The 24,370-nt window shown below is 54.6% G+C and carries 20 protein-coding genes; 6 read left to right on the top strand and 14 right to left on the bottom strand.

Annotation, left to right across the window (positions count from 1 at the left end; genetic code table 11):
* Positions 1-47: 47 nt before the first annotated feature.
* The 3 genes from ABLN94_RS22360 to dctP form a co-directional block, all read right to left on the bottom strand.
* Positions 48-1,343, bottom strand: coding sequence for a TRAP transporter large permease (locus ABLN94_RS22360; RefSeq protein WP_352996591.1), 1,296 nt, complete (start codon positions 1,341-1,343; stop codon positions 48-50).
* A 1-nt stretch (position 1,344) separates the two neighbouring features.
* Positions 1,345-1,956, bottom strand: coding sequence for a TRAP transporter small permease (locus ABLN94_RS22355; protein ID WP_352996589.1), 612 nt, complete (start codon positions 1,954-1,956; stop codon positions 1,345-1,347).
* Positions 1,957-2,020: 64 nt separating this feature from the next.
* Complete coding sequence (gene dctP, locus ABLN94_RS22350; RefSeq protein ID WP_352996587.1) at positions 2,021-3,025, bottom strand: TRAP transporter substrate-binding protein DctP; 1,005 nt, start codon at positions 3,023-3,025, stop codon at positions 2,021-2,023.
* Positions 3,026-3,169: 144 nt separating this feature from the next.
* Between dctP and ABLN94_RS22345 the strand changes: the two genes are divergently transcribed.
* The 3 genes from ABLN94_RS22345 (at position 3,170) to ABLN94_RS22335 (ending at position 7,436) form a co-directional block, all read left to right on the top strand.
* The gene (locus ABLN94_RS22345) at positions 3,170-3,925 is read left to right on the top strand and encodes a maleate cis-trans isomerase family protein (protein ID WP_352996585.1); all 756 of its coding nucleotides are present in this window, start codon (positions 3,170-3,172) and stop codon (positions 3,923-3,925) included.
* Positions 3,926-3,969: 44 nt separating this feature from the next.
* Positions 3,970-4,665 (top strand): GntR family transcriptional regulator, encoded by a 696-nt coding sequence (locus ABLN94_RS22340; protein WP_352996583.1) that lies wholly within the window; start codon positions 3,970-3,972, stop codon positions 4,663-4,665.
* 593 nt (positions 4,666-5,258) lie between these two features.
* Positions 5,259-7,436, top strand: coding sequence for a CARDB domain-containing protein (locus ABLN94_RS22335; protein WP_352996581.1), 2,178 nt, complete (start codon positions 5,259-5,261; stop codon positions 7,434-7,436).
* A gap of 560 nt (positions 7,437-7,996) precedes the next feature.
* On the opposite strand, the gene ABLN94_RS22330 is transcribed toward ABLN94_RS22335, so the two are convergent.
* Entirely contained in the window at positions 7,997-8,404 is a 408-nt protein-coding gene (locus ABLN94_RS22330) for a MerR family transcriptional regulator (RefSeq protein ID WP_352996579.1), read from the bottom strand.
* 29 nt (positions 8,405-8,433) lie between these two features.
* Here ABLN94_RS22330 and ABLN94_RS22325 point away from each other — a divergent pair, with 29 nt between their 5' ends.
* Positions 8,434-9,114, top strand: a complete 681-nt coding sequence (locus ABLN94_RS22325; RefSeq protein WP_352996577.1) for a cation transporter — start codon at positions 8,434-8,436, stop codon at positions 9,112-9,114.
* 700 nt (positions 9,115-9,814) lie between these two features.
* Positions 9,815-10,990 carry a DUF3179 domain-containing (seleno)protein gene (locus ABLN94_RS22320; protein WP_352996575.1) on the top strand — a complete coding sequence of 392 codons (1,176 nt, stop codon included), beginning with the start codon at positions 9,815-9,817 and terminating at the stop codon, positions 10,988-10,990.
* 376 nt (positions 10,991-11,366) lie between these two features.
* Here the strand turns inward: ABLN94_RS22320 and ABLN94_RS22315 are convergent, their stop codons facing one another.
* On the bottom strand, positions 11,367-12,314 hold the full coding sequence (locus ABLN94_RS22315; protein ID WP_352996573.1) for an ornithine cyclodeaminase family protein: 948 nt from the start codon (positions 12,312-12,314) through the stop codon (positions 11,367-11,369).
* A 328-nt stretch (positions 12,315-12,642) separates the two neighbouring features.
* Complete coding sequence (locus ABLN94_RS22310) at positions 12,643-13,548, bottom strand: AraC family transcriptional regulator (protein WP_352996571.1); 906 nt, start codon at positions 13,546-13,548, stop codon at positions 12,643-12,645.
* Positions 13,549-13,651: 103 nt separating this feature from the next.
* On the opposite strand from ABLN94_RS22310, the gene ABLN94_RS22305 reads away from it, so the two are divergent.
* Positions 13,652-14,479: a cysteine hydrolase gene (locus tag ABLN94_RS22305; RefSeq protein ID WP_352996569.1), complete on the top strand. Its 828-nt coding sequence runs from the start codon at positions 13,652-13,654 to the stop codon at positions 14,477-14,479.
* A gap of 941 nt (positions 14,480-15,420) precedes the next feature.
* Here ABLN94_RS22305 and ABLN94_RS22300 read toward each other — a convergent pair.
* From ABLN94_RS22300 to ABLN94_RS22265, 8 genes are all read right to left on the bottom strand, one after another.
* Positions 15,421-17,202: a thiamine pyrophosphate-binding protein gene (locus tag ABLN94_RS22300; RefSeq protein WP_352996567.1), complete on the bottom strand. Its 1,782-nt coding sequence runs from the start codon at positions 17,200-17,202 to the stop codon at positions 15,421-15,423.
* On the bottom strand, positions 17,202-18,611 hold the full coding sequence (locus tag ABLN94_RS22295; RefSeq protein ID WP_352996565.1) for an aldehyde dehydrogenase family protein: 1,410 nt from the start codon (positions 18,609-18,611) through the stop codon (positions 17,202-17,204). Before ABLN94_RS22295 ends, ABLN94_RS22300 begins: the two co-directional genes overlap by 1 nt.
* Positions 18,592-19,506: a sugar phosphate isomerase/epimerase family protein gene (locus ABLN94_RS22290; RefSeq protein ID WP_352996563.1), complete on the bottom strand. Its 915-nt coding sequence runs from the start codon at positions 19,504-19,506 to the stop codon at positions 18,592-18,594. Before ABLN94_RS22290 ends, ABLN94_RS22295 begins: the two co-directional genes overlap by 20 nt.
* A gap of 154 nt (positions 19,507-19,660) precedes the next feature.
* Positions 19,661-20,851 (bottom strand): Gfo/Idh/MocA family protein, encoded by a 1,191-nt coding sequence (locus ABLN94_RS22285; RefSeq protein ID WP_352996561.1) that lies wholly within the window; start codon positions 20,849-20,851, stop codon positions 19,661-19,663.
* Positions 20,844-21,518 (bottom strand): hypothetical protein, encoded by a 675-nt coding sequence (locus ABLN94_RS22280; protein WP_352996559.1) that lies wholly within the window; start codon positions 21,516-21,518, stop codon positions 20,844-20,846. The genes ABLN94_RS22285 and ABLN94_RS22280 overlap by 8 nt, the downstream gene beginning before the upstream one ends.
* Positions 21,508-22,698, bottom strand: coding sequence for a Gfo/Idh/MocA family protein (locus ABLN94_RS22275; protein WP_352996557.1), 1,191 nt, complete (start codon positions 22,696-22,698; stop codon positions 21,508-21,510). The genes ABLN94_RS22280 and ABLN94_RS22275 overlap by 11 nt, the downstream gene beginning before the upstream one ends.
* Complete coding sequence (locus tag ABLN94_RS22270; RefSeq protein ID WP_352996555.1) at positions 22,685-23,500, bottom strand: citryl-CoA lyase; 816 nt, start codon at positions 23,498-23,500, stop codon at positions 22,685-22,687. Before ABLN94_RS22270 ends, ABLN94_RS22275 begins: the two co-directional genes overlap by 14 nt.
* Complete coding sequence (locus ABLN94_RS22265; RefSeq protein WP_352996553.1) at positions 23,497-24,369, bottom strand: shikimate dehydrogenase; 873 nt, start codon at positions 24,367-24,369, stop codon at positions 23,497-23,499. The genes ABLN94_RS22270 and ABLN94_RS22265 overlap by 4 nt, the downstream gene beginning before the upstream one ends.
* Position 24,370 lies beyond the last annotated feature (1 nt).

Genomic DNA, 24,370 nt, shown 5'->3' with positions numbered 1-24,370 from the left:
TGAATTTCAACGCCGCCCGCCTTCCACGCGGGCGGCGTGTTCGCGCCTCAGTCGAGGAGACCCGGCAAGAAGAGAGCTACCGGCGGCACGAAGGTAACAACGAAGACCATCGGCAAGTGACCCAGCAGCAGGAACTTCAAGGTAGGGCCGACATAAGTGGACAGTGGTTGTCGGGTGACACCCCCGGCCATGTAAAGCAGCGGTGCGCAGGGCGGAGAGATGTTGCCCAGACCCAGGTTCGTTCCGACGATGGCAGCAAAATGGATCGGATCCAAACCAATCTTCTGTGTTACAGGCAGCAGAATGATCGCGGCCAGAACCCCACCGGATACGTCATCGATAATCATGCCCATGATCAGCAATAGCAGATTGATCAACAAAAGGATGACGATCTTGTTTTCCGAGATGGTCAGCAGCAGATCGGCGAACTGGGTCGGCACCTTGGCCAGAACCATGCCGCGGCTCATGACGAACAGGAAAAACAGAACCATCAGGATCGCGCCGGTCAGACGTGCGGCTTCGACTGTCGAGTTGAACAGCTTGTCGAAGGGCAATGTACGGTAGATCAGCAGGCCGACGGCCAGCGTATAGACCAGCGCCATCGAACCGGCCTCGGTCGGCGTGGCGATACCGCTGTAGATGCCGCCCAGAATGATCACTGGCATGATGATCGCAAGGCTCGCACGTTTGCCGGTTTGGCCGATTTCTTTCACGGTGTCCGAAAAAGAAAGTTTCTCGGCAACTGTGATCGTCGTGTTGTTGCGCAGGAACCAAAAATTCAGTGCGCAGTATGTAGCGGCCAACAAGACCCCCGGACCCATGGTTGCCAGAAAACACTTGGCCACTGACTCGCGGATGGCTATCGCGAAGACAATCATTGGAATGCTGGGCGGGATCATCAGAGCCAGAACCGAAGAAACAGCAACAAGCGCAGTCGCATGGCCCGGGGGATAACCTTCCTTGATCATGCGAGGGACCATGATTTTTCCGATGGCCGCAATCGCTGCCGAGGCAGAGCCCGAAATCGCTCCGAACAGCGCACAGGTCACAACCGTAACCGCGCCCAAGCCACCCTTGGTGCGTCCGACGAAGGAGTTAACGAAATCCAACAGCCGCTCGGATATCCCCGACGCGCCCATCAAGGTGCCCGACAGGATAAACAGCGGAATGGCAAGCAGCGAGAACGCACTGACTTGGGAATAACCGAATCCGGCATGAAACGAGATATCGGTGCCCTGCAGAGTGCCGAAGACAAGCGCACCGATGCCAAAGGCAAAGCCGACGGGCACCTCGATCAGCAGCAGGACAATGACGATTGCGATTGCGACGAAGAACAGTGTCATGTCATTCTCCCCCTTTCCCGGTGATCAGGACGCGAGCTTCGAGGAAGATCTGAAGCAGCATGTAAAAACCCATCAGCACGAAGCCGAAGACCATGCTGAGGTCCCACATGTATTTGGGGAATTTCATGTAGGAGCTTTTGCGGTTCAGGTTGATATTGAACTGCGCAAAGTCCCAAGCGTATTTAGCAAAGACGACCAGTGCGACCAGGCAGACGATTGACCCGAACAAACGGAAGGCAAGCAATGTCTTTCGATTTCGAAAGACCAGCGACATTACTCCACCTTCGATGTGGTCACGCTCGCGCGAGCAATAGGCCATTCCGATGAAGTAGATCCACAAGGCCATCATCGGCGCCAGTTCTTCGATGCCGAGGAATGGAGAGGAAATGACATATCGCATGAAAACCTGCGCTGCCATGACAAGGCCAAGTGCAATCATTGCGACAAACATGATGACACGCATCAGCCACGCAACTTTGGCTTCAAGCGAGTACAGGCCACCCAAGCCGCGATAGACAGGCAGGTCGCGATCCTCTGGCGCAGGCACCGGTATGATCGGCGACGGCACCAGGACATCGTCCAAGCTGTCTGTATGCAAAATATCCTTTGTCATTTTCCCTCCCATCCCCAAAAGGAAACACGCGCAAGGCGGGCTTTGCGCGTGTTCGTGAGTGGTGTTATTCCACGCCGGCCGCCTGTTTGATGGCGCCCATCACTTCTGTGCCGATGATCTCCTCCATGTAGGGGTATTCAACGGCCACAACCTTGGCGCGATAGGCATCCAGTTGCTCGGGGGTCAGTTCGATGACTTCGATCCCGGACGCTTCGATCTGCTCGAACCATTTGGGGCTTTCGGACTCGGCGTTTTCCCACGCCCAAGTAACAGCTTCGTTGGCCGCTTCTTTTACCCAGCCCTGCTGTTCCTCTGTCAGGCCATCAAACCATGCTTTGTTTGCGGTCCAGAAGGTGTGCTCGAAGTTTTCGCGCGTGAAGACGTAGGCGCTCAGCACGTCCTTGAACAACAGAACCTCGGATGGCGGCGAGTAGGCCCGACCGTCAATAGCGCCGGTCTGCAATGCTGTATGCACCTCGGAGAACGCCATTGGAACGGCCGAGAAGCCGGTTGCCTTGTAGCGCTCGATCGCCATGGGCATGCCCGGAACGCGCATCTTGAAACCTTCGGCATCAGTCGGGAAGTTTACTGGGACGTCAACGCCCTTGCGCACAACGAAACCGGTAAAGTCGGTCGGGATCGTTCCCAGCAGCTCCATGCCCAGATCGTTCATGATGCCGTTGTAGACTTCGTTCATCGTCGAACCGGGGCCGTAGACTTCCTTTCCCGACTCCCAATCGTTCGCGACATAGCCCAGAACGGATACGTCCCAGCGCGGATCAAGCTCGGAATGGTTCCACGACATGGTCATCTGAACGGCACCTTGGGCGACCTGTTCGACGATCGAGGTCCAGTCACCCAGGTCACCGCCGGGGTGATACGAGACTGACATGCTTCCACCGGACAGCCCGTCCAGCCGCTCGATGAACTGTTCGGAGACTTTGTGGAAGATGTGTTCCTGATCCATGACGTGACCCAGAATGATATCCTGAGCCGATACACTGGACACGGTGAACCCGGCAAAGCCGAGCGCGACAGCACCAGTTTTCAGAATTTTTGACACCAGCATTTACGAAGGTACCTCCCTTTGATCGAAACTCGGCCTGCGTCTGAGGAGCTCTCAAACAGGCTGGCGGGATAATTGACCTGTATACAGCTTTATGTCAATAATTGATTCATAGGGGCATTTTTTACCATAATCTGAGAGAGGTGCATGCAGGTTGTGAAAATTGACTCAGAATCCATCTTTGACGAAGGTCGCCACAACCGGGCAAAAATAGGATTCGTTTTGCTTGCGACCGAACAGACTATCGAAGACGATATGATGGCCTTGATGCCGGACGGCGTAGGTGCACATTTCACCCGGGTGGCCATTCCTGACAGCATCACAGTAGACAGTCTGACTGCGGTCGGGGCCGACCTAGCACGCGCTGCATCGACTCTCTTGCCGGATGGAAGTCTTGATGTAATCAGTTATGCCTGCACGTCCGGCAGTTTGGTTCTGGGCGAAGACACCGTATTTCGTGAGCTTCGCAAAGGCGCGCCCAAAGCAACAGCAACCTCTTTGATCACCTCTGCCATTCACGCCCTCAAAAAACTTGCGGTAGAAAAGGTCGCGGTGTGCACACCATACTTGGAAGAAGTGAATCTGAAAGAAAAACAGTATCTTGAAAATCAAGGGTTCCATGTCACGAAAATACGCGGCCTCAATCTTGAAAGGGATAGTGACATGATCCGTGTGCGCCCGGACGTGATCGAAAAGTTGGCCCATTCGGTCGATTCCGGGGCGGCCGAAGCCGTGTTCATAAGCTGTGGTGCGTTGCGGTCAATCGAAGTCATCGAACGGCTCGAGAACACACTGAACAAACCCGTAATCTGTTCCAATCAAGCCATGGCCTGGGATGTGTTGCGCAAAGCGGGTGTCAGTGACCAAATTTCAGGATACGGTCAGTTGTTGAGGGATTACTGATTGTCGGCCAACTCCGGTTAAGAACACTAAGAGAGATCAGAATAGTGACTATTGCAGATCCAGATATTGCGACACCTTCAAAGGTGACTGTAGACGAGATCCAAGAGCAAATCCTGGAACGCATTTGCTTCGCGCACTACCCTCCGGGCACTCAACTGAAAGAGGCTGCGCTTGCTAAGGAATTCGGTGTCAGCAGAACCCCCGTCAGAGATGCCATTGCGCGAATCGGGCATCTTGGACTTGTAGAGACGCGCAATGGTGTCGGCACAGTTGTCATCGAACTTTCAGCAGAACGTGTCCGCCATCTTTACGAAATGAGGATGGAGCTTGCCCAGATGATCGGGACATTGTCGCCGATCACTGTCACAGAATATCACCGCAAAGAAGCTCGTTCGATCTACGAAAACGCCGTCGCGCTGCGAGAGCGGCTGGACTCTCAGGAATACGTTAAACTGAACCAACGACTACAGGCACTGATTACGTCCCTGATCGGGAACCACTCTCTACGCGAATTCTGGAATCAAGCATATTTCCAGTCGTCCAGCGTCTGGCATCGCATGGAACAGATTGTTGGAAAAATTGCCTATGACGCGTTGGTTCAGGAAACCTTTGATTTGGCCAACGCACTGGAGCGTGAAGACATCGCCGCTGTCGGATTTCTGCAGAGAATCTACATAGGGTATGCCTTTCAACTGATTGAGAAACACCTGCTGAACCCACAAAATAAACGTGAACTTTGATCCAATCGCTTAATGAATACTGGGGGTTTTCGCAGAAATACTACAAAAAGGCTCCTACTCATCACACTGTTTTACCCCCTGGTACAACCGCCTTTTGGCTGGATTTTGAATCTTCGGGAGCAGGCACATTTACACCACCCAAGACTGAATCGCGAGAGTGCAACGAATTTCGAACACTGCAGTACTGGTGTTTTGTGAAACGATCTCTGGTTGATTGGTCGACTCACCCGAGTAAACGGGCACAAGTATTTGCCGGGATTTCCAACCATTCCTCTCTGTGCCGCTTCAACGTGAAAATATCCAATTGCCCAACAACAGGTATTCTGACGCCTAAGCATGCACTAACGGCAGAGAACTATTGTGAGCCGACATTAGCCGCTGTGCGTACGGTCCAAATCGGCTCCCTGCATTTTGCAAGTGTGCAGCAGTGTAGTTTCACCAAAACAGACATTCACCACTTCACCCCACATCTGGTTTTCAGCGTCTGGGAAAATCTACCTATGATTGTTCATTCACCAAGACACTCATTGCCAAATTGTTGACGAAATTCTTTGTCACTCAACCAGTAAGTCTATAGATTAAAGGAGGTTATTATGCCCAAGCCAAATAAAGGTGGCAGTGACAGTAACGTCATTTCCGGAAACAAACGAGATAACGTGCTCATTGGTTCAGACGCCGACGAGATCTTGGACGGCAAAGGAGGGAACGACCGGCTGATCAGTGGCGGCGGCGATGATACGATCTATGGCGGAAGCGGCACCGACACAGTTGTATTCACTTACGCCAGAGATGACTACGACGTCACTTTGCTGGGTGATGGGCGCATCCAGGTATCGGGTCCTGAAGGTACCGACACGATTTCGGATGTCGAAGTGTTCGAGTTTGCGGACATGACGCAATCAGCAGCCGAGGTCATCGTACCCCGCCTTGCCAATCTGACCGCCGGGACCCTTGAGGTTGAAGATGCAAGTCTGTCCCCCGGCGAGACAACCGACATCCACGTGGATATCACGTCCAACGGTGTGACCGACGCAGCAGAGTCCACAGTCGAGCTTTTGATCGCATCCGCCCCGGACGACGCGGCTGTGATAAGCACTGTCGGTACAGCCCAGCTTGGCGCTACGGCCACTGGAACTTCGGGCGCGGTCTCGTTCTCTTTTGACCCGGGGTCGCTGGGGCCGGGAACGTACTGGATCGCCGTGCGCGTTGACAGCACCAACTCTCTTGACGAAGAAAGTGAAGCGGACAACCAGACTGAATGGGTGCAGATCACGATCGAAGCCCCCAGCACAGACCTGCAACTTGTGTCCGCAACCGTCGACGGCAGTTCTGATCTCGATCTGGAAGGCGGGGCGAGATTTCAGATGAATTACGTCATTCGCGACGCTTCCAATATGGATGTGTCGTATTTTCGTGTTGCGACCTATATTTCCACGGATGCAACAATCTCTGCGGACGACCACCGGATTGCGGGCATTACCGGAGGCACCTATTCCGGTTTGACGACAAGCCCCTCAACCTCGCACTGGCTGCCAGAGGATTATGCTCCAGGCGATTACTATCTGATCAGCGTTGTCGAGTGGGGCGACGGAACCACAGACACGCAGCTGGACAACAATACGATCATCCAAACGATCACTCTGACACCACCGCCAGAACCGACTGTGGACATCTCGGTGGGCACTGTCAGTATCGAAACCTCATCAGATTTCGATCTGGGACCGGGTGATTTTTTTGGATCTTCTGCAGGTGCGCGGCTTGATTTGGAATTTGACGTATCAAACCTTGGCACTGGTCCGGCAATCAATGCCGGGTTTACTACCTATCTGTCGACGGATGGGACGCTTTCCGCCGATGACATCGAGATTTGGACTGGCAGCACAAGCCTGCAGGCGGGCGGAATGACGACCCTCACGGCTTCGGCGAACATCGACGGCAACGTGGCAGCCGGTGACTATCAGGTCATTCTGGTATCAGATGCCCCATCGGACGTTGATCCTACCAACAACAGCTCGACTGCCGACGTGACATTGGTCGGTGGTATTGCGGTTGGAACCGAGGCGGGTGACGTTTGGGCCAGTGGCGCAGGCGGAGACATCGTGGACCTGCTTGGCGGTGACGACTTTGCATTTGTTGGGCCTGGCTTTGACATGGTCGATGGTGGCGCAGGCTTTGACACGCTGGATTTCTCCTCAAGCACGGAAGGCGTTGGGATTTATTGGGTCGAGTCCAACTCGTACGAGTTGATCGAATTCTCCCCGACCAGTGGCCAAACGGCCTCGGTCTACACAGATTTTGAGCGCATCGTAGCGACGAATCATGACGATCAGGTGGAATTGTCCGGAAGCAGCATTCACGATCTGCAAACCGGAGCAGGAAATGATCTGATCATCGGCAGCGACGGGGACGACACTATAGATGCCGGCGCAGGAGACGATCTGATCGTCGGCAACCTTGGGAACGATCTGCTGATCACCGGCGACGGAAATGACATGATCGGCGTGGCGCGCGACGTATCGACTGGCGTGACAACAGGGTATGGTCACGACGTCGTCGACGACTTCGATTTCAACTTCGACTCCATAGTGATCGAAGTTGGGGTCGGCGAAACATATGATCCTCTGCTGGACCTCGTCCAAACAAGTGATGGAGCACTATTGCAATATGCCGAGGGTTCCAGCCTTTTGTTGAAAGGCGTGGATCTCGACGATCTGGGCATCGATCATTTCCTGATCACAGAGGGGCTGGCAGATACTCCAGTCGATTTCTGACTAACCCTGCACCAACTTTTGGAAAGCAGATTTACAGGACCAAAACAGGAAAGGCACCGCCAACCGCGGTTGCCTTTCCTGATCCAGACCCCGCTACGGGTCACCGCGAATTCTCCTCGCATCACTTAAGAAATCACAGGACAGGCATCAAAGTATTAGTCTGGCGCATTGACCCATCGAGAGTGGATGTCTGCTCATTAATCAAAAAGGATAGCGTTCGAATTTGCGCCGCGAAACTAACTTATCCACCGTTGCAGTTTTCTCTCCAGCCGTACAGCGCGCAAAGCGGCCCTTCGAAGTGAAAATGCCAACGGCAACAAAGTCCGCACTTCCGGCATTGATGCATGGTGCAGCAATTTGCACTTTGGGCTCACTGCGGACGTTCTCTGCGTTGAGCCTGAGCAGGTCCTTTGAGCCCTGAGCTGCCGTCAATCACACTTCAGTCTTTTGCAAGTGCGGCACGTCGAGAACCACGTTTTCCGGACGTTTGGAACCAAGTGGCAATTGGCAGGGGAGCGGACAAAGCTTCCGGTAGCAAAAGAATAACGTCTAGATTCGAGTCAGTCTGATGACATTGCATCTAGGATGCGGCACTTCGAGATAGTTCCTCCGCCACTACAGGTTTCCGAGATCTGCCGCAATTCCGCAGCCAGGGCCTGAAGGTTCGCGATCTTGCGCTCTACTTCGGCCAGGTGCGTTGCCGTGATAGCGTCGACTTCCCCGCAGGGACGCGCAAAGTCCGATGCCAAGTCCAGAAGCTCGCGAATTTGGTCGAGCGAGAAACCGAGATCCCGACAACGGCGTATGAATCTGAGACGATGCAGCGCTGCCGTATCGTAAGACCGATAATTACCAGGGCTGCGGGCAGGTGCCGGAAACAATCCGATCTTCTCGTAGTAGCGGATCGTGACCACCTTCGTTCCTGTCACGCGGGAGAGGTCCCCAATCTTCAAATTCTCGCGGTTCATCTCTTGACCCTATAGTTACTATAGACTGTATGTATCGCAAAAAGGCGACGAAGACGAGGCCTGCGATGCCCTGCTGTTCCAACGATACTTGCTCCTCGAATGCGGTCGCGACTGACCGCTACCGGGTGGTCCTCTGGATTGTACTCACGATAAACGCTGTAATGTTCGCGGTAGAAATCATCGCCGGTCTTGCCGCGGGTTCGGCGGCCCTGCAGGCCGACGCGCTCGACTTCTTCGCCGATGCAGCGAATTACTGCATTAGTTTATTTGTTCTCGGCATGAGCTTACGGTGGCGTGCGTGTGCGGCTCTCCTCAAGGGCGGCTCAATGGGTATTTTTGGGCTCTGGGTCATCGGCAGCGTTGTCTGGCATGCCCTACACGGCACCGTTCCCGGTTGGCATACTATGGGCGTGGTAGGTACGGCGGCCCTAGCGTCCAATGGGGTCTGCCTTGCGCTCCTTTATGCTTGGCGCGACGGCGACGCGAACATGCGCTCCGTGTGGATCTGCTCCCGTAATGACGTCATCGCAAACTTTGCGGTGCTTGCTGCAGCTCTTGGTGTCTTCGGCACCGGAACCGGCTGGCCCGATCTCATCGTAGCTGCCGTCATGGCCGTCCTGGCGCTTCAGGGGGCGACCACGATCATTCGGCACGCCCTTTCGGAACTGCGTGAGGATAACAAGGTTGAGCCTGTTCCACTCATTCGCTGAACCTAATGTTCTAATCTATTAGGTCTCAAGCAAATGTCCTCAAAGGGCTAATTGAGCTGTCGTACTCTGCGGGATGTATCGCGTAGTGCTATGAGCCCTTACCAGTCATCCATAGGCTATCTGTTTACTGCGGACGCAGTCGGCAGGTCGCAACCCGAAGCAGACTTTCAAAACTGAGCTTTGCGATTCCAGCAATGCGTAACAAACCGGCCATTGACAGATCGGCAAGAGTTTGAAGATTGGGCTGTTTGCGGACATCCATCCAGCCCGCAAGCCTAACCTATATTCTTCAACAGTTCAGTCACCATCATTTGAGAAAGCAGATTTCATGAAGTCCTCTTTCAACATGTGAGCTTTCATGGCCGGTAGGCCGGTGGCTTTCAATCCGATGATTGCTGCATAGATCAAAGTCGCTGAGGCAAGAACGCGGCACAAAACCCCGGTCAAAGCGCTTGAGGCGACCGCCGGATCAACGAATACTCGCTGGCCACATCGCGCTGTGGCTTAAATTACCGGAATTGAACTACCGCGGCTGCGCGAGTCGGCGGACAATAGCAGGACATTGATCTCAGAACTCGCGCATGAGTTATTATGTGGCTTCTTGTGGCAGCGTTGCGAAAGGGCCTAACTATATGATATAATGCAAAGACATAGTCACTTTTACGGCGCCTAGAGGCGATATCAGGTAGGAGGAGACAAAATGCAATCTGATCCTGCGAAACCTTGGACAAAAGTCAAAACCGGCTTTCTTGTTCTTTCTCTGGTCACTGCAATATTGGCCGTCTTTTCCGCGGTTCTGATGACCGAGCCGGGGCAGAGCCTCAACCTTCCAAAAGCCTGGATCTTTGCATACCACGCCAACAAATGGCTGGCTATTGTCGTGCTCCTCGCCCTGCTTGCGTCAATGTGGGTCTTGAACCTTCGACACGATTTCGTGCGAACCCGGTGGATGGTGCTGGCGTCGGCCGGCGTGTTCGTCTGCATCATTGCCGCAAATTTCTTGCTAGTCGCGTTGTTTCCAACCTATCAGTATGACGCGAACTACGTTTCAGTCGCCGAGGCTGACAAAGGTCTTGATGACGACGAGATCGTCTATGTAATCGATCTGAACGACGAGGTTCGTGCTTATCCACAAGACCATATGTGGATTCCACACATCGCCGGGGCCGATTTCGGCGGAGAGAAAGTTGTCATGACCTTCTGCGCGCTGAGCAACTTGCCGGTCGTGATCGGCCAGGACATCGGGACGGGCGGTGAGACCGACTTAGGAGTTTTGATCCAGGTTCATAACAACCTGGTTATGGTTGAACGAAATTCCGGTGAGTTGATCCAGCAGATCACAGCTGAGACCCAATTTTCGGGTCAACAGTTGAAAACCTACCCAAACGACATGATGACATGGGGGAGTTTCAAGCAGCTCTATCCCGACGCGGAGGTATTTTCCTACCATTTCAATCGACCGCTGGACGCCTTTCTGACGGCCATTTTTCAAGTCCCTATAGAGAAACAGTTCAGCGAAGATCACGGTGCGATCTTTCCGACGCTAGATCTCAAGGATACCCGCCTGCCCAACAAGGAACAGGTGTGGGGTCTGAAACTGGGCGACAAGCAGGCTGCCATTGCCAGGAGTTTCGTGGAGAAGAACCCCGTTTATGAATTTGAGTTCGCAGGCCAACCTATGGTGCTGGTATACGATCAGGAGCACGACATTGTCGCGTTGTTTGACCGCACATTAGACGGCAAGGTGATCAATGTTTCAGAGATTGATCGGCGCGGAAACACACCAGAGGGAACGCTTGAGCAGATCCCCCTACACAACGGCGTGTTCTGGATGATCTGGGCTCATTGGTTTCCCGACACCGAGGTCTACAGCTAACAACGCCGGATCATGCATTAGGTCTGATCTTGGAGGGCAAGCGGCAAGTGCCGTTCGCCCAATATTCCAAAATCGACATCTTCGGTAAACCTTTGCCTAAGACACCAATTCGGCTGCCGCCGATAAAGACAACCCTGAAGCGGACAAAGCTGCGGTCGATTTTGGCGCCGGGTCATCGAATGTCTCGACGCTATCGTGTGCGCCGCAAAAACTCGCAAGGGCGCTTCTAACCCGTTTAAGTGGTGTTTACACGCTCGCAAGCTAGTTCCCTTTGGGCTCACTGCGGACGTTCTCTGCGGTGGGCATCGATTGGAGGTAAGAGCCCAAAGCAACCATTTCGACTTCTAATTCCAAAGTGCATGTTATGTCTTTGGTCTCACTTCGCGGGCATGTCGGTGGCCCGGCGCACCGCGAGAACCGAAGCAGCATAGTCCCCCAACGAAATCCCTCTGAAAGCAAATGCCGCCGGTTTATTGCATGCCTGGATGTCGACTTTCCCAGTGACCAATTCCGCCAAATCGCCAGCAATTTGCTCGTATGGCAACATCGGCTTGTCGCTTTCCAATTCCTGTAGTCGGTCGTCGACTATTACCGTTTCGAAAGCAGCCATGCCTGCTGGCATCCATGGAATGCAGACATCTGTTATCGCCGCGAAGGCGGAAGGTTTCAGCCATCGGCCATCCAAGAATGGTTCGATAGAGTAGTCCAAAGTTATTGATGTCACTATCAGATCGGCATCACACAAAGCGTCTTTAGCATTGGTGCACGATTCAGCTTCCAGCCCCAGGCCTTGAGCATAACGGCAAAGCTTGTCGGCATTCTCCTTACCTCGCCCGAATACGCGGATTCGTTTCAAAGGAAATAGTTCTGAAAACGCAGCAAGATGGGAGTGAGCTTGCACACCCGCGCCCACAAAGGCCACAGTCTCGGCATGAGGGTCAGCAAGCCTACGCGCTGCCACCACTGACAGAGCAGCAGTTCTGACTGCCGTAATCCAATTCGCTCCCAAGACCGCGCGAAGTAGTCCGGTTTGCGCATCCATAACCATGATTGCACCGTTGATCGCGGGAAAACCCCTCGCCGGATTTTCTGGACACACTGTGACCTGCTTGGTCACGATGAAGCCATCATCTCCCATTGCTAAGGTAGACATTGCGTAGCGCCCGTCTCCGGGCAAGATGACTGTCTTGGGAGAAGTGTGAAGCTTTCCTTCTACTTTGTCTATTAGAGCGAACTCGATGGCATCGGCAACTTCAGAAGGTTGGATGCCCAAACCCCCGAGGTCCTTGTCAGACAGATACATTAGCGCGTTCTCAGAGGTCATGGCGTTCCTCACCACAGCAATTTGGCTTTCCGACAAAATACATTATTTTCGGCTGTTCTTCCTATCGGTTTACCTTTGCAGAAGAAATTAAGCGGTAACTTTCAATCGCCCGATCCAAGACGCAGAAAAGAAATGCGTCTTCATTTCCCAAAATTGTGAACCTAGCCGAACGGCAGCATTGTCCGCACACCGGACGCTGGGCATCACTGATCCGCCTTATTCCCGATAGAAGTCGTCAGATGACCACTCTGAGCCCCGAGCGGACATTATTGTCGAATTTAGATGCTGCAAATGCCTAATGCTGCTAACGACACTTAGCAGCAAAGCTTTATTCTGCCGCAACTTTTTTGAATTCGCTCGGCGAAATACCAAACTCTTCTTTAAATGCCCGCGAAAAGTAGGTTCGGCTTCTGTATCCCGCCATTGACGAAATCCGTTTTATGGGTAGATCGCATCGGGTTAACAGTTCGGCGGCCCTGCGCAGGCGAATTTTTCGAAGTACTTCTATGGCGCCAATCTTGTACGCCTTGCCAAATCGCGAAGCAAAAACTGATCGGCTCAAAGCGCATTTTTCAGCGAGGTTTTCGAGATTATGGGCATATTCCGGATATTCGAGCATAGCCTCCATCGCAGGCCAGAGCTTTTCATCCGTTGCACCATCAACCCACCACAACGACGGGTCTCCAGCAATGTGCCGCCGCCGAAATAGTCGAATTACGCATTGTTCTAGAAGGGATTTCGCCAATGCCCGAGTCCCTATGTCCGGATGACTAACCTCATAGACGAATTGATCCAGCGCCATCCTCACGCGGTCTGTCGGTGACAAGTGTTCGACAATCGGATGGCGAAGAAGGTTCAATGCCCCACAACTGCCCCGGTACGCGATTTCGAGGCGTCCGCATATAGCAAACAAAGGAGATCCCACCGAACTATCGCCGACCACAATGTTTGTCATTCCATCGATTGGCGGCAAGGTGCGTGGACGGACACCACCACCAGCACCACACACATGAAAGGCGTAGGTTAAATAGGCCGGTGCCAGCAACACTGTTCCTGGGGTCAACTGAACGTCAACATTATTCCCAATGTTAACTGTTGCCGACCCATCCAGTACATAATGCAGAATAGCAAAAGGCCGAACGCCAAAGTCCACGCGACAATCCCCACGCAATTCGCATAGGGCGAAGGGACTCATATTGATTTCCAGGGTCTCCAGAACGCGTTCGATGGACATGTCTGACCGCCCCCCTCAGTTCCAGAAGACGCCTTTCAGACGATAAGGCACGGTCTTTTTCTTATTATGTTCGCAGTTTTGGTCCATTCAAGGAGAAAGTGTCATGTGCACCGACCCAAATTGCGACAATCAAACCGAAATCGGCCGTCGTGAGCTATTGACCAGCACTGTCGCCCTGGCCGCCGGTGGTGCTTTGCTTTCCGGAAAAGCACTTGCGGCTTCAGATCCAGACAGTTCTTATTCTGATCCAAGTGAACCAGCACTGCCGCCGACTGATGTGGAAGTCGGATTGTCCGATACAGCGTTGGTCGTAACTGACCCGCAGGTGGACTTTCTGAGTGAAGATGGCGTCACCTGGGGAGTTGTTGGAGCGTCTGTTCAGGAACACAACACCGTTGAAAACATTGGCCGCCTGTTTGAAGCGGCAAAGGCGCGAGGAATGACGGTCGCCATTTCGCCTCATTACTATTACCCATCTGATCATGGCTGGACCTTCGGTGGCCCGCTCGAAAAACTCATGCACAAGATCGGAATGTTCGATCGGAAAGGACCGTTGACACTTGACGGCTTTGACGGCTCTGGCGCTGACTTCATGCCTCAGTACAAAGAGTACATTCTAGACGGGGAGACCATCGTCGCCAGCCCGCACAAAGTCTACGGCCCCGAAAACAACGACCTAAGTTTACAATTGCGTAAACATGGTGTTTCGAAAGTCATCTTGGCGGGGATGTCAGCCAACCTGTGCCTGCAGGCTCATCTATACGAGTTATTGGAGCAGGGTTATCAAGTGGCTGTAGTTCGCGATGCCACCGCGGCAGCGAAGCTCCCGGAAGGGGACGGGTATCTGGCAGCATTAATCAATTTCCGTTATGTTGCTAACGGTCTCTGGACCACCGACGAAGCAGTCGAAAAAATTCAGGCAGCATCGTGAAACAAGTGGTGGATTTCAGTAAGCTACGTGGAAACAAGCTCGATGCTTAGAGTAGCGCCTCGACATCTCGACTTCTGACAAGCTAAACCGCTTCTCCCGCTTTGTGGGAGAAGCCTGCGCACAAAGGCTACAAAATTTCTAACAGCGTGATCCCGTGGTGGGAGCAAAAAAGGTGCATTTCTGGCTTCTGAGAACGGCCATGAGACCTATTGCAGATCTATGCATTGCCGCTACGTGATGTGACAAACGCTTGAAACTGGGGCGAACGGCAGCTTAGTCCGCAGAGCCGCTGATCACGGCTCCAAAACACTGCATCTTTGATTTAAGGTCCGCTTCACTGTGCATTGCCGCCGTCGCTGGGGCCCAGTGCTGCAAAGGCAGCGAAGGTCTGCTTGGTGGCCTTTTGAGCTCAGCGAGCCCTCAATCTCCTGCATTCCGCGAACTGCAGATATGGGCCGCAAGTGACGACTTACTTACAGGGGCAAATTCCACGCTAGCTCTTTGCCGACATTTCCTGCAGTGCGTCGTCGTGGATCTGCAGCTCGATGCCAATTTCATTGCAAAAGGAGTGTGCGGCTTGGTGCGCCATCTGATGTTGATCGTCTACCCTGTCCTGGTCGCACTATGACGGTTGGGTCAGGTTCGTGTGACGTTCGACAGGATGTGGAACGTCACTGATATTTGACACAATTGACACCCAAAACCTCAGCAAATCGGTAAATTCCGTCATTCAATTCTGACCCAAACGTCAAGCATTTCTGACCCAAAACACTTACAAGCTTTTTCCGATGCCGGTTATGTTTCAGTTGAAGAGATCATTTCTTCTACGACGCAAAGTTCGCCCATGATATTGAACCTGAGCATAGCGGCACTTGCCGTTCTGTTTCGCAGACATAGGCAAGTGCCTTATGCGTAGACGTACGCCCAAATTCTAAACTACGTCAGGTTGCGACGTGCGAAACATCCCTGTCTGGCGAATAGATGTCGAGGATGTTCCAATGCCCGGTAGTTGGCGTCGGATTGTTGATCATCGGGACGTCAAGGACAGTTGGTTTGCCGCTGGCGATTGCCGCTTCCAATGCCGGCAACAATTCATCAGCAGCACTGAGCCTGTGCCCTTCCGCACCGTAGGCTCGTGCGATGTCTGCATAACCCGGTCCGTTTGCGGGAGCTGCAGCTGATCCAGGGAACGTAGTCCCGTATGTCAGACCATAATGCGCCTTTTGCAGACCTGCGATAGTTCCGAAGGCGTTGTTGTTCATAACCAGCCAGATGATGCCCAGATCAAGTTCGACGGCCGTTGCCAGCATTGACGGGTTCTGTCCGAAACCGCCATCGCCAACCAGACTGATCACCACGCGATCTGGCGCTGCCAGTTTTGCGCCGATCGCTCCCGGCGGGCCAAAACCCATCGTAGCGAACCCGCCCGGGGTCAGTATTGAGCCGGGGGTCAGGATATCGAATTGCTGTCCGACACCGTTCTTGTTCCACCCAACGTCCGTGGTGATGATGGCATCCTCAGGCAGTGCCTTGCGGGTATCTGCCAGAATACGCTCAGGCATCATCGGAAAGGCCGACGAGGTCGCCATTTCCACGTTGCGCGCTTTGAATTCTGTCCGGAAATCCGTGATCTGCTGTTCCAGCGCGGGGCGATTGAAGCCGTCCGGATACATCTCGCGGGCAACCCGGTTGAGGACACGTAACGCGGGCTTGGCGTCAGCAACGACCCCAATCTCTGTGGGATAGTTCCGACCGATCTCCTGCGGCTCAATGTCGATATGAATGACCTTCGATCCGGGAATGTTGAACGTGTAGCCAGGGTACCAACTTGAACAATCAGCCTCTTTGAACCGAGTGCCCACGGCAAAGATGTAGTCCGCGTTCAAGCAGGACTGGTTGACCAATTCGGTGCCCCAAAACCCGGTCATTCCCAGCACAAGCGGATGGTCGTCTCGCAACGCGCCTTTACCCATCAGGGAATGCGCGACTGGCAGACCCATATGTTCAACAAATTCTCGCAACTCCTCGCTGGCCTGTGCCAGAAGAATACCACCTCCGACATAAGCAACTGGGTTATCGGCTTTAGCCAACGCTTCGACAATCTCTCGCGCTGTCTCGTCGTCAATCGACGGTTTCTTGAGCGCGCGCGTGTTGTCGCGGATACGGTCGAAGCTGTCCGAGGGGATCACCTCGGAAAAGATGTCCATGGGGACATTGACCAGTACCGGCCCGGGCTGGCCGCTTTCAGCGAGATGAAACGCCTTTTCCAGAATTTCGGCCATCAGGTCTGCCCTGTCCACCCGCCAGGCGCGCTTTACGAAGGGTCGATAGATCTCCCACTGGGCGGCGTCTGCATGCAGGTTCACTTCCTGATGCGGATGTTTGCCGTAGTAGTGCGTAGGAATATCGCCCGCGATCACGACCATCGGGATACAGTCCAGTGCGGCGTTGGCGACCCCGGTGGCGCAATTGGTCAGCCCCGGGGAGAGATGGGACAACACCACCGAGGCCTTGCCCGTCACGCGGGCATAAGCGTCCGCCGCGTGGCTGGCTGTTTGTTCGTGCCGCACCGTGACGAAATCAATGGGACTTTCCGCCAGCGCGGCCAGAACCGCGATGTTTGTATGGCCGCATAGACCAAACACATGTTTGACCTCACGGCGTTCAAGGAAGTCAACGATATGTTCGGCAACGGTTTTACCTTCCAGTTTCGCCCCGTCCATCACGCGACCTCCTGTCCGTAGAACTCACCAAACAGGTCCGGCTCCGAGGGGCGATCCTCGGGGATCGGACGGCTGACCCAGGTGTAGTTCATCATGTGTTTCATGGTGACGTTTTCATTGGTGATGTTGCCGCCCCAGATGCCGCAGCCCAGGCTGCTGGTCATGGGCATGCCATTGGTCCAGGCACCCGCATTGGCCTTGGACTGAGGCTGTCGCACCATCATGCGGCTGACCGGAGCCAGACGCGCGAGCCGATCGATATGATCGTCATTGTGGCTATAAATCCCGCAGGAATGGCCTTTGCCGCCCGTGTTATAGATCTGACTGACCGTTTCCAGCGCGTCATCGAACGTGTCGAAGTGATAAAGCGCCATCAGCGTGGTCAGTTTTTCCTTGGAGAACTTGTGCTGTGGCCCGATTTGCCCCTGATTTTCGACCATCAGGAACTTGCGATCTTCGGGGATCGAGAAACCGGCGACCTTGGCCGTTTGCTGAGGCGGACAGGCGATAGTCGGGAAGGTGCGGTTGCCCTTTTCGTCCCACATGGCCGCTTCGAGCATAGCCTTCTCTTCATCCGAGCACAGGTACCCGCCTTCGGCTTCAAGCGCCTTGACCATGTCGTCGTAAATTGAACTCTGGATGATGATGTTGCCGTCAGCCGAGCAACCAGACCCAAAGTCAGACGTCTTTGAAATACGTGTGTTCTGAGCGGCGATGTCCAGATCGGCGGTCTCATCGATGACGATGGAAGAATTGCCCGCGCCGACGCCATAGGCCGGGCGCCCGGAGCTATAGGCCGCTTTTACCATCGGCTTGCCGCCCGTCGCCAGCGTCAGATCACAGATCTCCATCAAATGTTGCGTCAATGGGATCGACGGTTTGCGAATGGATTGAAACAGATCCTCGGGGGCACCGGCGGCACGGCAGGCCGCTCGCATGACCTCGACCATCTCGAAGGTGGTATGGGCGGTTCGCGGATGCGGGCTGAAGATAACAGCATTCCGGGCGTTGGCGGCGGAAACACCGGTCACCGGTGGTGTCATCGCTGGATTGGTCATCGGAATCAGGGATGCGATCACACCGGCAGGCTTGGCATATTTTACCAGACCCTTTTCTTCGTCTACTTCGACGATCCCGGTCGATGGTGTCCGCAAGACATCACGCAGCACCATGTGAATCTTGAATCGCTTCGCAGGGCGCCCTTCGCGATCTCCGATACCGCTTTCGTCCACGCCTTGCTGGGCCAGACGCGTGAAGGTCTTCGCGTTCCCAGCATACCACGCAATTGCCTGAGACAGGCGGTCCAGCCTGTCCTGATCCCAATCCTCGATTTCGGCCATGGCAGCGCGGGCGCGTGCCAGCATATCGGCCGCCATGTTGCGGTCGTTTTCAGTGAGCTCTTTGCCCATGATGATCCTCTTGGTGTTTTGGAATTGCAGCATCGGGCATACGACGCTGTGACCGCGCCTCGCCGAATGTTCGCTTGGCGTGGCTGAGACAGCGACGCGCGTGTTCTTCATATCCCAACTCGGCAACGCGGCTTTGGTTGGGCAATTCAATGGAATAGTCGACGGGCGGCATCCGTTCGATGATGCCGGTGAAATCGATCCATCCCTCACCGGGATATAGCCGCGCATCGCGGGCCAGTTGGATCATGCCCTCACGCGTATCGGCGATGCCGGGCAGGCAATCAGAGATATGCAGGAAGTGAAACAGGTCCGAGGGGACGTGTAGCAACTCTCCCAAATCCACGCGGCTGAGATGCAGATAAAGCGTATCGACCAGAATACCGCCATTCGGCTGATCGGAGGCACGCACGATATCAAGCGCCTCATCCAGTGTGCGCAAGCGGGAGAAGCTTGGAAACTCAAGGTCCACTGTTAGCCCATACGGAGCCGCCAGTTCGCAGGTCTCGGAATAGACGTCGATCAGAAAGTCACGATCATCGCGGGTGTTGGTCCACGCGCTCATGATCATGCGTTTGGCGCCCAGTTCCCCACCGATCTCCAGAGAAGGTTCAAAACTGCGCGGATCGACATCTTCGGTGATGCGCGCCAGTTCGACATCAAGGACTTTCAAACCGGTTGTAGAGAGCGCAGTTTTGGTAGCCTGCACCTGCGCCTTGTCGATTGGCGATTGGGTGAACTCACCGGGCACATGCATCGGAATGAACCGAGGGCTGACGGCATCGTAACCGGCCCGTGCTGCGATATAGACCAGCTCGGGCGGCGTACAGCCGATCAGCGTCAGATGCGCCAAGGAATAGAGAGAGGGGCTTGCGCCAGCCTCTTCGGGTTTCACCATGAACGACAGCTCCACGTGCCTGCGAATCTCAATTTCATCACACGTTGTAAAAAATATCTGAGATTTTTTAAAATATCAACTTTTAATACTGAGCAGGAAATGAAAACGCCCGGGCAACAACCCGGGCGTGCTTAACCTTCGTGTTGGCGGAGCCTTACAGAGTGACCCAGTCCCCTCCAAACTGGTGAGAGCGCACAGAGGCGTCAATGAATCGGACGCCATCTGCACCTTGTTCGACACTGGGATAAGTAAGCCAATCATCCGGAACGGTAACGCCATCCCGACGCGCGGCTACGGCCATGGCAAATTCCGTATAGAGGTTGGCCCAGGCTTCGATAATCCCTTCAGGGAAGCCGCGCGCGGTACGGACAAGACGTTCTGCGCCGGGGCCGATGCCATGCCCGTGACCTCGGCTGATGATACGATCCGGCTCACCGAACCGATTGAACTTCAGCTGTTCCGAATTCTCCAGGTCCCACTCGAGACCTCCTTCGTTCCCGAATATCCGCAACCGCAACCCTCCCCGATTCCCGGGGGCAAGGCGTGTTGCCATCAAGGTTCCGGGGACTTCATTTTGGTAACGGGTGAACATGAATGCTGTGTCTTCCAAAGGCTTTGGCGCGCCGCAGACATGAAACTCGGCCCGTAAGTCGGTCAAGGGCAGGCCCGAGACAAAACTGGCGAGATGCGCGGCATGGGTGCCGATATCGCCGACACAGCTGGTCGGACCAGAAATCTTTGGATCCAGCCGCCATTTGACATGGGGCGCATCAGCCACATCATCGGGCGTCATCCAGTCTTGCATGAACTCGACGTGGATTTGGTTGATTTTACCGATGCCGCCTTCCGCCACGATTTGTTTGGCCTGACGGATTACTGGAAAACACGACATCGCATAGCCGACAGCAAAGATGTGTCCCGTGCGCGCGGTAATCTCCTCAAGCCCCTCGGCCTCGTCGACATCGTTGGTCAGCGGCTTGTCGCACAGTACGTCAATGCCCGCCTCCAGAAACGCTTTGGCCGCTTCGAAATGAACGTGGTTCGGGGTAGTGATCATTACGGCATCCACGCCATCCAGGCGCGCCGCCTCGGCCTTTGCCATCTCGTCGAATGACGCATAGCACCTTTCCGCTGGCAGATGCCACTCGGCCCCACGCGCCTTGCTGCGCGCAGCGTCAGAACTGAGCGCGCCTGCGGTGACCTCCCACCGGTCGGTCATCCGCGCAGCCGTTGCTTGCGTGACAGAGATCCGTCCTCCGCCAACAACACCCAGCCGCAAACGGCGAGACAACCGGGGGAAAGGGCTGTCAAAGTTCAGGTCTTTGGGTAAAAGTCTCTCAGCCATTCTGAACCTCCATGCCCGGGGCGCGTACGCCTTCTGGCAGCATTTCCACCGCCATGAAGATGCTGGGTGTAATCGTCTCGTATTGATGCCAGGGATAGTTGCCCTCAGCATCATACATCGGCTTGTGCGTCGTGCCGGGAGCCATGAATTCTTCGAGGTAAAGGGTTTCAACGTCCCGTTCGCGGCATTGCTGCATTTTGCCAAAGCCTACGATTTGCGTATGCACTTCGCGAAACCCCGGTACCGGGCAGAACGGATGATCTTTGTGCAATCCGACATTCAGCGGCACCGAGCCCGAGTGGTACATGGTCAGTCCAACGTTACCCACGAAGACCTTTGGCGACATGTAGTGGCTGACACCACGCAGACGCTCCTCTTGGCGAACATCAAAAGCAGATGGCCATGTATCTTTCACCCATGCAAACAACTCGTTGTCATCGGCATGGGCGTCGAATCCGTGGACAATGACTGCACGTTCCACGCCGTTAAGCGTGCTGTTTTGCACGATAACGGACGAAAGCGGTGCAACGACCTGATCCTCGACCGCGAGGTCCCTCCCCCCAAGGTTCAGAACAATGGCGCGACCCTCGACAGATATTCTGTCTTCATCGGTGATGTGCTGGACGCGAAAGAATGGCTGAGCAAAGTCGAGTGTCTCAATCGGCATGAACCAATTCCTTCCTCTCATCGTTAAGAAAATCGACCGGCAAAGGCTCCGGAGCCGCGCAACGGCTTTCTATCGTCTGATAGGCGCCAAATTTCGGTGCCCGTTCGATCGCGTCCATGACCTCGAAAACGTGGTAGGCGAGCGCTCCACTTGCACGGGGTTGGCGTCCTTCTTGCGCCGCCAGGGCCAGATCCAAAAGGCCGAGACCACGGCTGTCCTCATTGAACCCGTGTTTGTTGTCGACCACCTGCCAGCCTTCGCGACCGGATGGGCGCGGCTGATGAGACCAGCGCGAGGTCTCCCGCGTTTTCAGCCAGACATCCCCCTGAAAGATGTTGGCACCATGTACCGGGTCAGGGTCTGGGATGCTGATGGTGCCTTTTTCACCGTAGATTTCGAACCGCGGCGTTTCGCTGTCCCAGACGTCGAAGCTCATGGTCATCGACCCTATAGCTCCGGAAGGGAACTGCAGCAGGCTTAGGGAGTGCGTGTCCACCTCGACATCTATCCATTCGCCACTGCGAGGGCCGTTTTCGATCATCCTATTGTCGAACGTGCGCCGAGCCATTCCGGCAACCCGGTCAACGGGACCAAGGCAGCAGATCATGGCGGTCAGGTAGTACGGCCCAAGGTCCAGCAATGGCCCACCACCCACCTTATAGTAGAAATCAGGGTTGGGATGATGGCGTTCCGTCCCGTGGGTACCGACATGGGCAAAAACCCCTGTCGGTTTCCCGATAGCGCCTTCATTGATCAAGCGCCGAACGGTCTGCCAACGACCGCCCAGAAACGTGTCGGGTGCGCAACCGACCAGTAGCCCCTTTTCAGAGGCCATGTGCAGGATCGCCTTGCCATCCGTTCGATTCATAACCAACGGCTTCTCGGAATAGACGTGCTTGCCCGCCTCCAACGCGCGCAAACTGATTTCCGCATGCGCCGCCGGAATTGTCAGATTCAGAACGCAGTCAATCGTCGGATCGTCAAACACTTCATCTGGAGTGCAAGCCTTGGCGACACCGTATTGATCCGCTTTGGCGCGGCTTTCCGAAGGATCAAGGCTTGCACAAGCCACGACTTCGACGCTCGAAAATTTGGATAGTGTCTTTAGATAAATATCGCTGATACGACCACAGCCAATAAGGCCGACCCGGAAGGATTTCGATGTCTCACGCGTCATCATTCCTGTCTTCGTAGAGGGGTAAGTAATTCGGGGGCATCGGCCCTTTGTTCCGCCCCCCCTGGTTCATCTGTTCCCAAGCGTGGGCGAGTATTCCAACCGAGCGGGACAGGCAAAACAGCCCCCGCGACAAGGGCGCAGGAAAGCCAAGTTCACAGAAGATCACAGCTGTCGCGCCGTCGATATTCATGGCAATTGGCCGACTGCCGCGTTGACGACCCAGTTCGGCCTGAACCGCTTCTCCGATATCGGCAAACCGGCCAGAAACTGTGCCTTCTGCCGCCGCATCTCGAACAAGTTGCATCAATCGTGGTGCGCGTGGATCGACGGGCTTGTGAAACCTGTGACCAAAGCCCGATACGATCTTGCCGTAGGTCTCGCGCCAGCTGTCCAAGCCATCCCGAACAACGTCATTCAGCGAAGCTCCCGCATCCATGTGGACTGCGATATCATAGTACAGCTCTGCACACTGCTCTCCTGCCCCGCCGTGCACGTCGCCCAGCATGTTCACCGCAGTCGCCATCGCATTATTGAGACCTACCCCGCAGGTGGCGGCCATACGCGCAGCCGCAATCGAGGGGGCCTGCGGACCGTGATCCACGCCTGCGACCAAAGCAGCCTCGAACAGGCGCGCTTGTGCGTCGCTGGGCAGATCGCCCCGCACCATCAGCCAGATCATCTGCGGGAAAGATACGTTCCCGATCAGGTCCTCTATGGCGTTGCCACGAAAAGCGATCTGACCGGGCTTCATGTCGATGATTGAGGTACGCCACCATTGGCGGATAGCTTGCTCGTCGTTTGTCATACCGTTGCACCTCTAAACTCGCGCATGCGCTGCTGACAAAGTGAATCGAAAACGCTTTGAAGACGACTGATTGAGGCGGTGCAGCCGGTGAAGATTTCAAAAGACGCTGCAGCCTGATGAACTGCCATTCCAGCACCATTCATCACTTTCAACCCAGTTGTGCGGGCGCTGCTCAGAAGGTGTGTCTCGAGCGGGAAATATACGATATCTGCCACCCAAGCACCCGGCCGCAACAATGATGGATCAATTACCGACCCGGGGTACTTATCCATCCCGAGCGGTGTTGCGTTTACCACTCCGTCCACAAATTTGACCCGATCCAACGAATTCGAGGGGGAACCCTGAAGCTTTGCATAAGGGCGCAAGACCTTTAGTCGACTGACCAGCGCCTGCGCTCGGTGGAAGTCAGGATCGATGATCTCCAGATCTCGAACACCTGAATCAAGCAAAGCCAAAGAGACTGCACTGCCCGCGCCACCAGCACCAAACATGAGAACCGTTTCAGTCTTCGATGATCCCAAAAAATCTCCGAAGGCACTGTGGAAACCTATGTAATCGGTGTTGTGGCCAACCATTCGGTCGTCACAAAAAACCACCGCGTTGACAGCTTGAAGCTCCTCAGCAGTCTTGGAAAGCTCATCAAGATGATCAATGACTGATGCTTTGTAGGGGTGTGTCACGTTGACCGCCGCACAGCCTAATTCAACGGAATAATGCAGTAAATCAGCGACCGACATTCCACGAAATGGCTCTTTTGCAGTGTCGATCCTACCGTAGCTCAGATCGATACCCTGGGCCCGGCCCTCCGCCTCGTGCATCTCAGGCGTCATGGAGCCAGAAATCCCTTGTCCGATTAGTGCGGCCTTCATT

Origin of the sequence: Ruegeria sp. SCP11 (genome assembly GCF_040329455.1) — a bacterium.
Taxonomy (GTDB): domain Bacteria; phylum Pseudomonadota; class Alphaproteobacteria; order Rhodobacterales; family Rhodobacteraceae; genus Ruegeria; species Ruegeria atlantica_E.
This window is presented reverse-complemented; position numbering and strand designations above follow the sequence as displayed.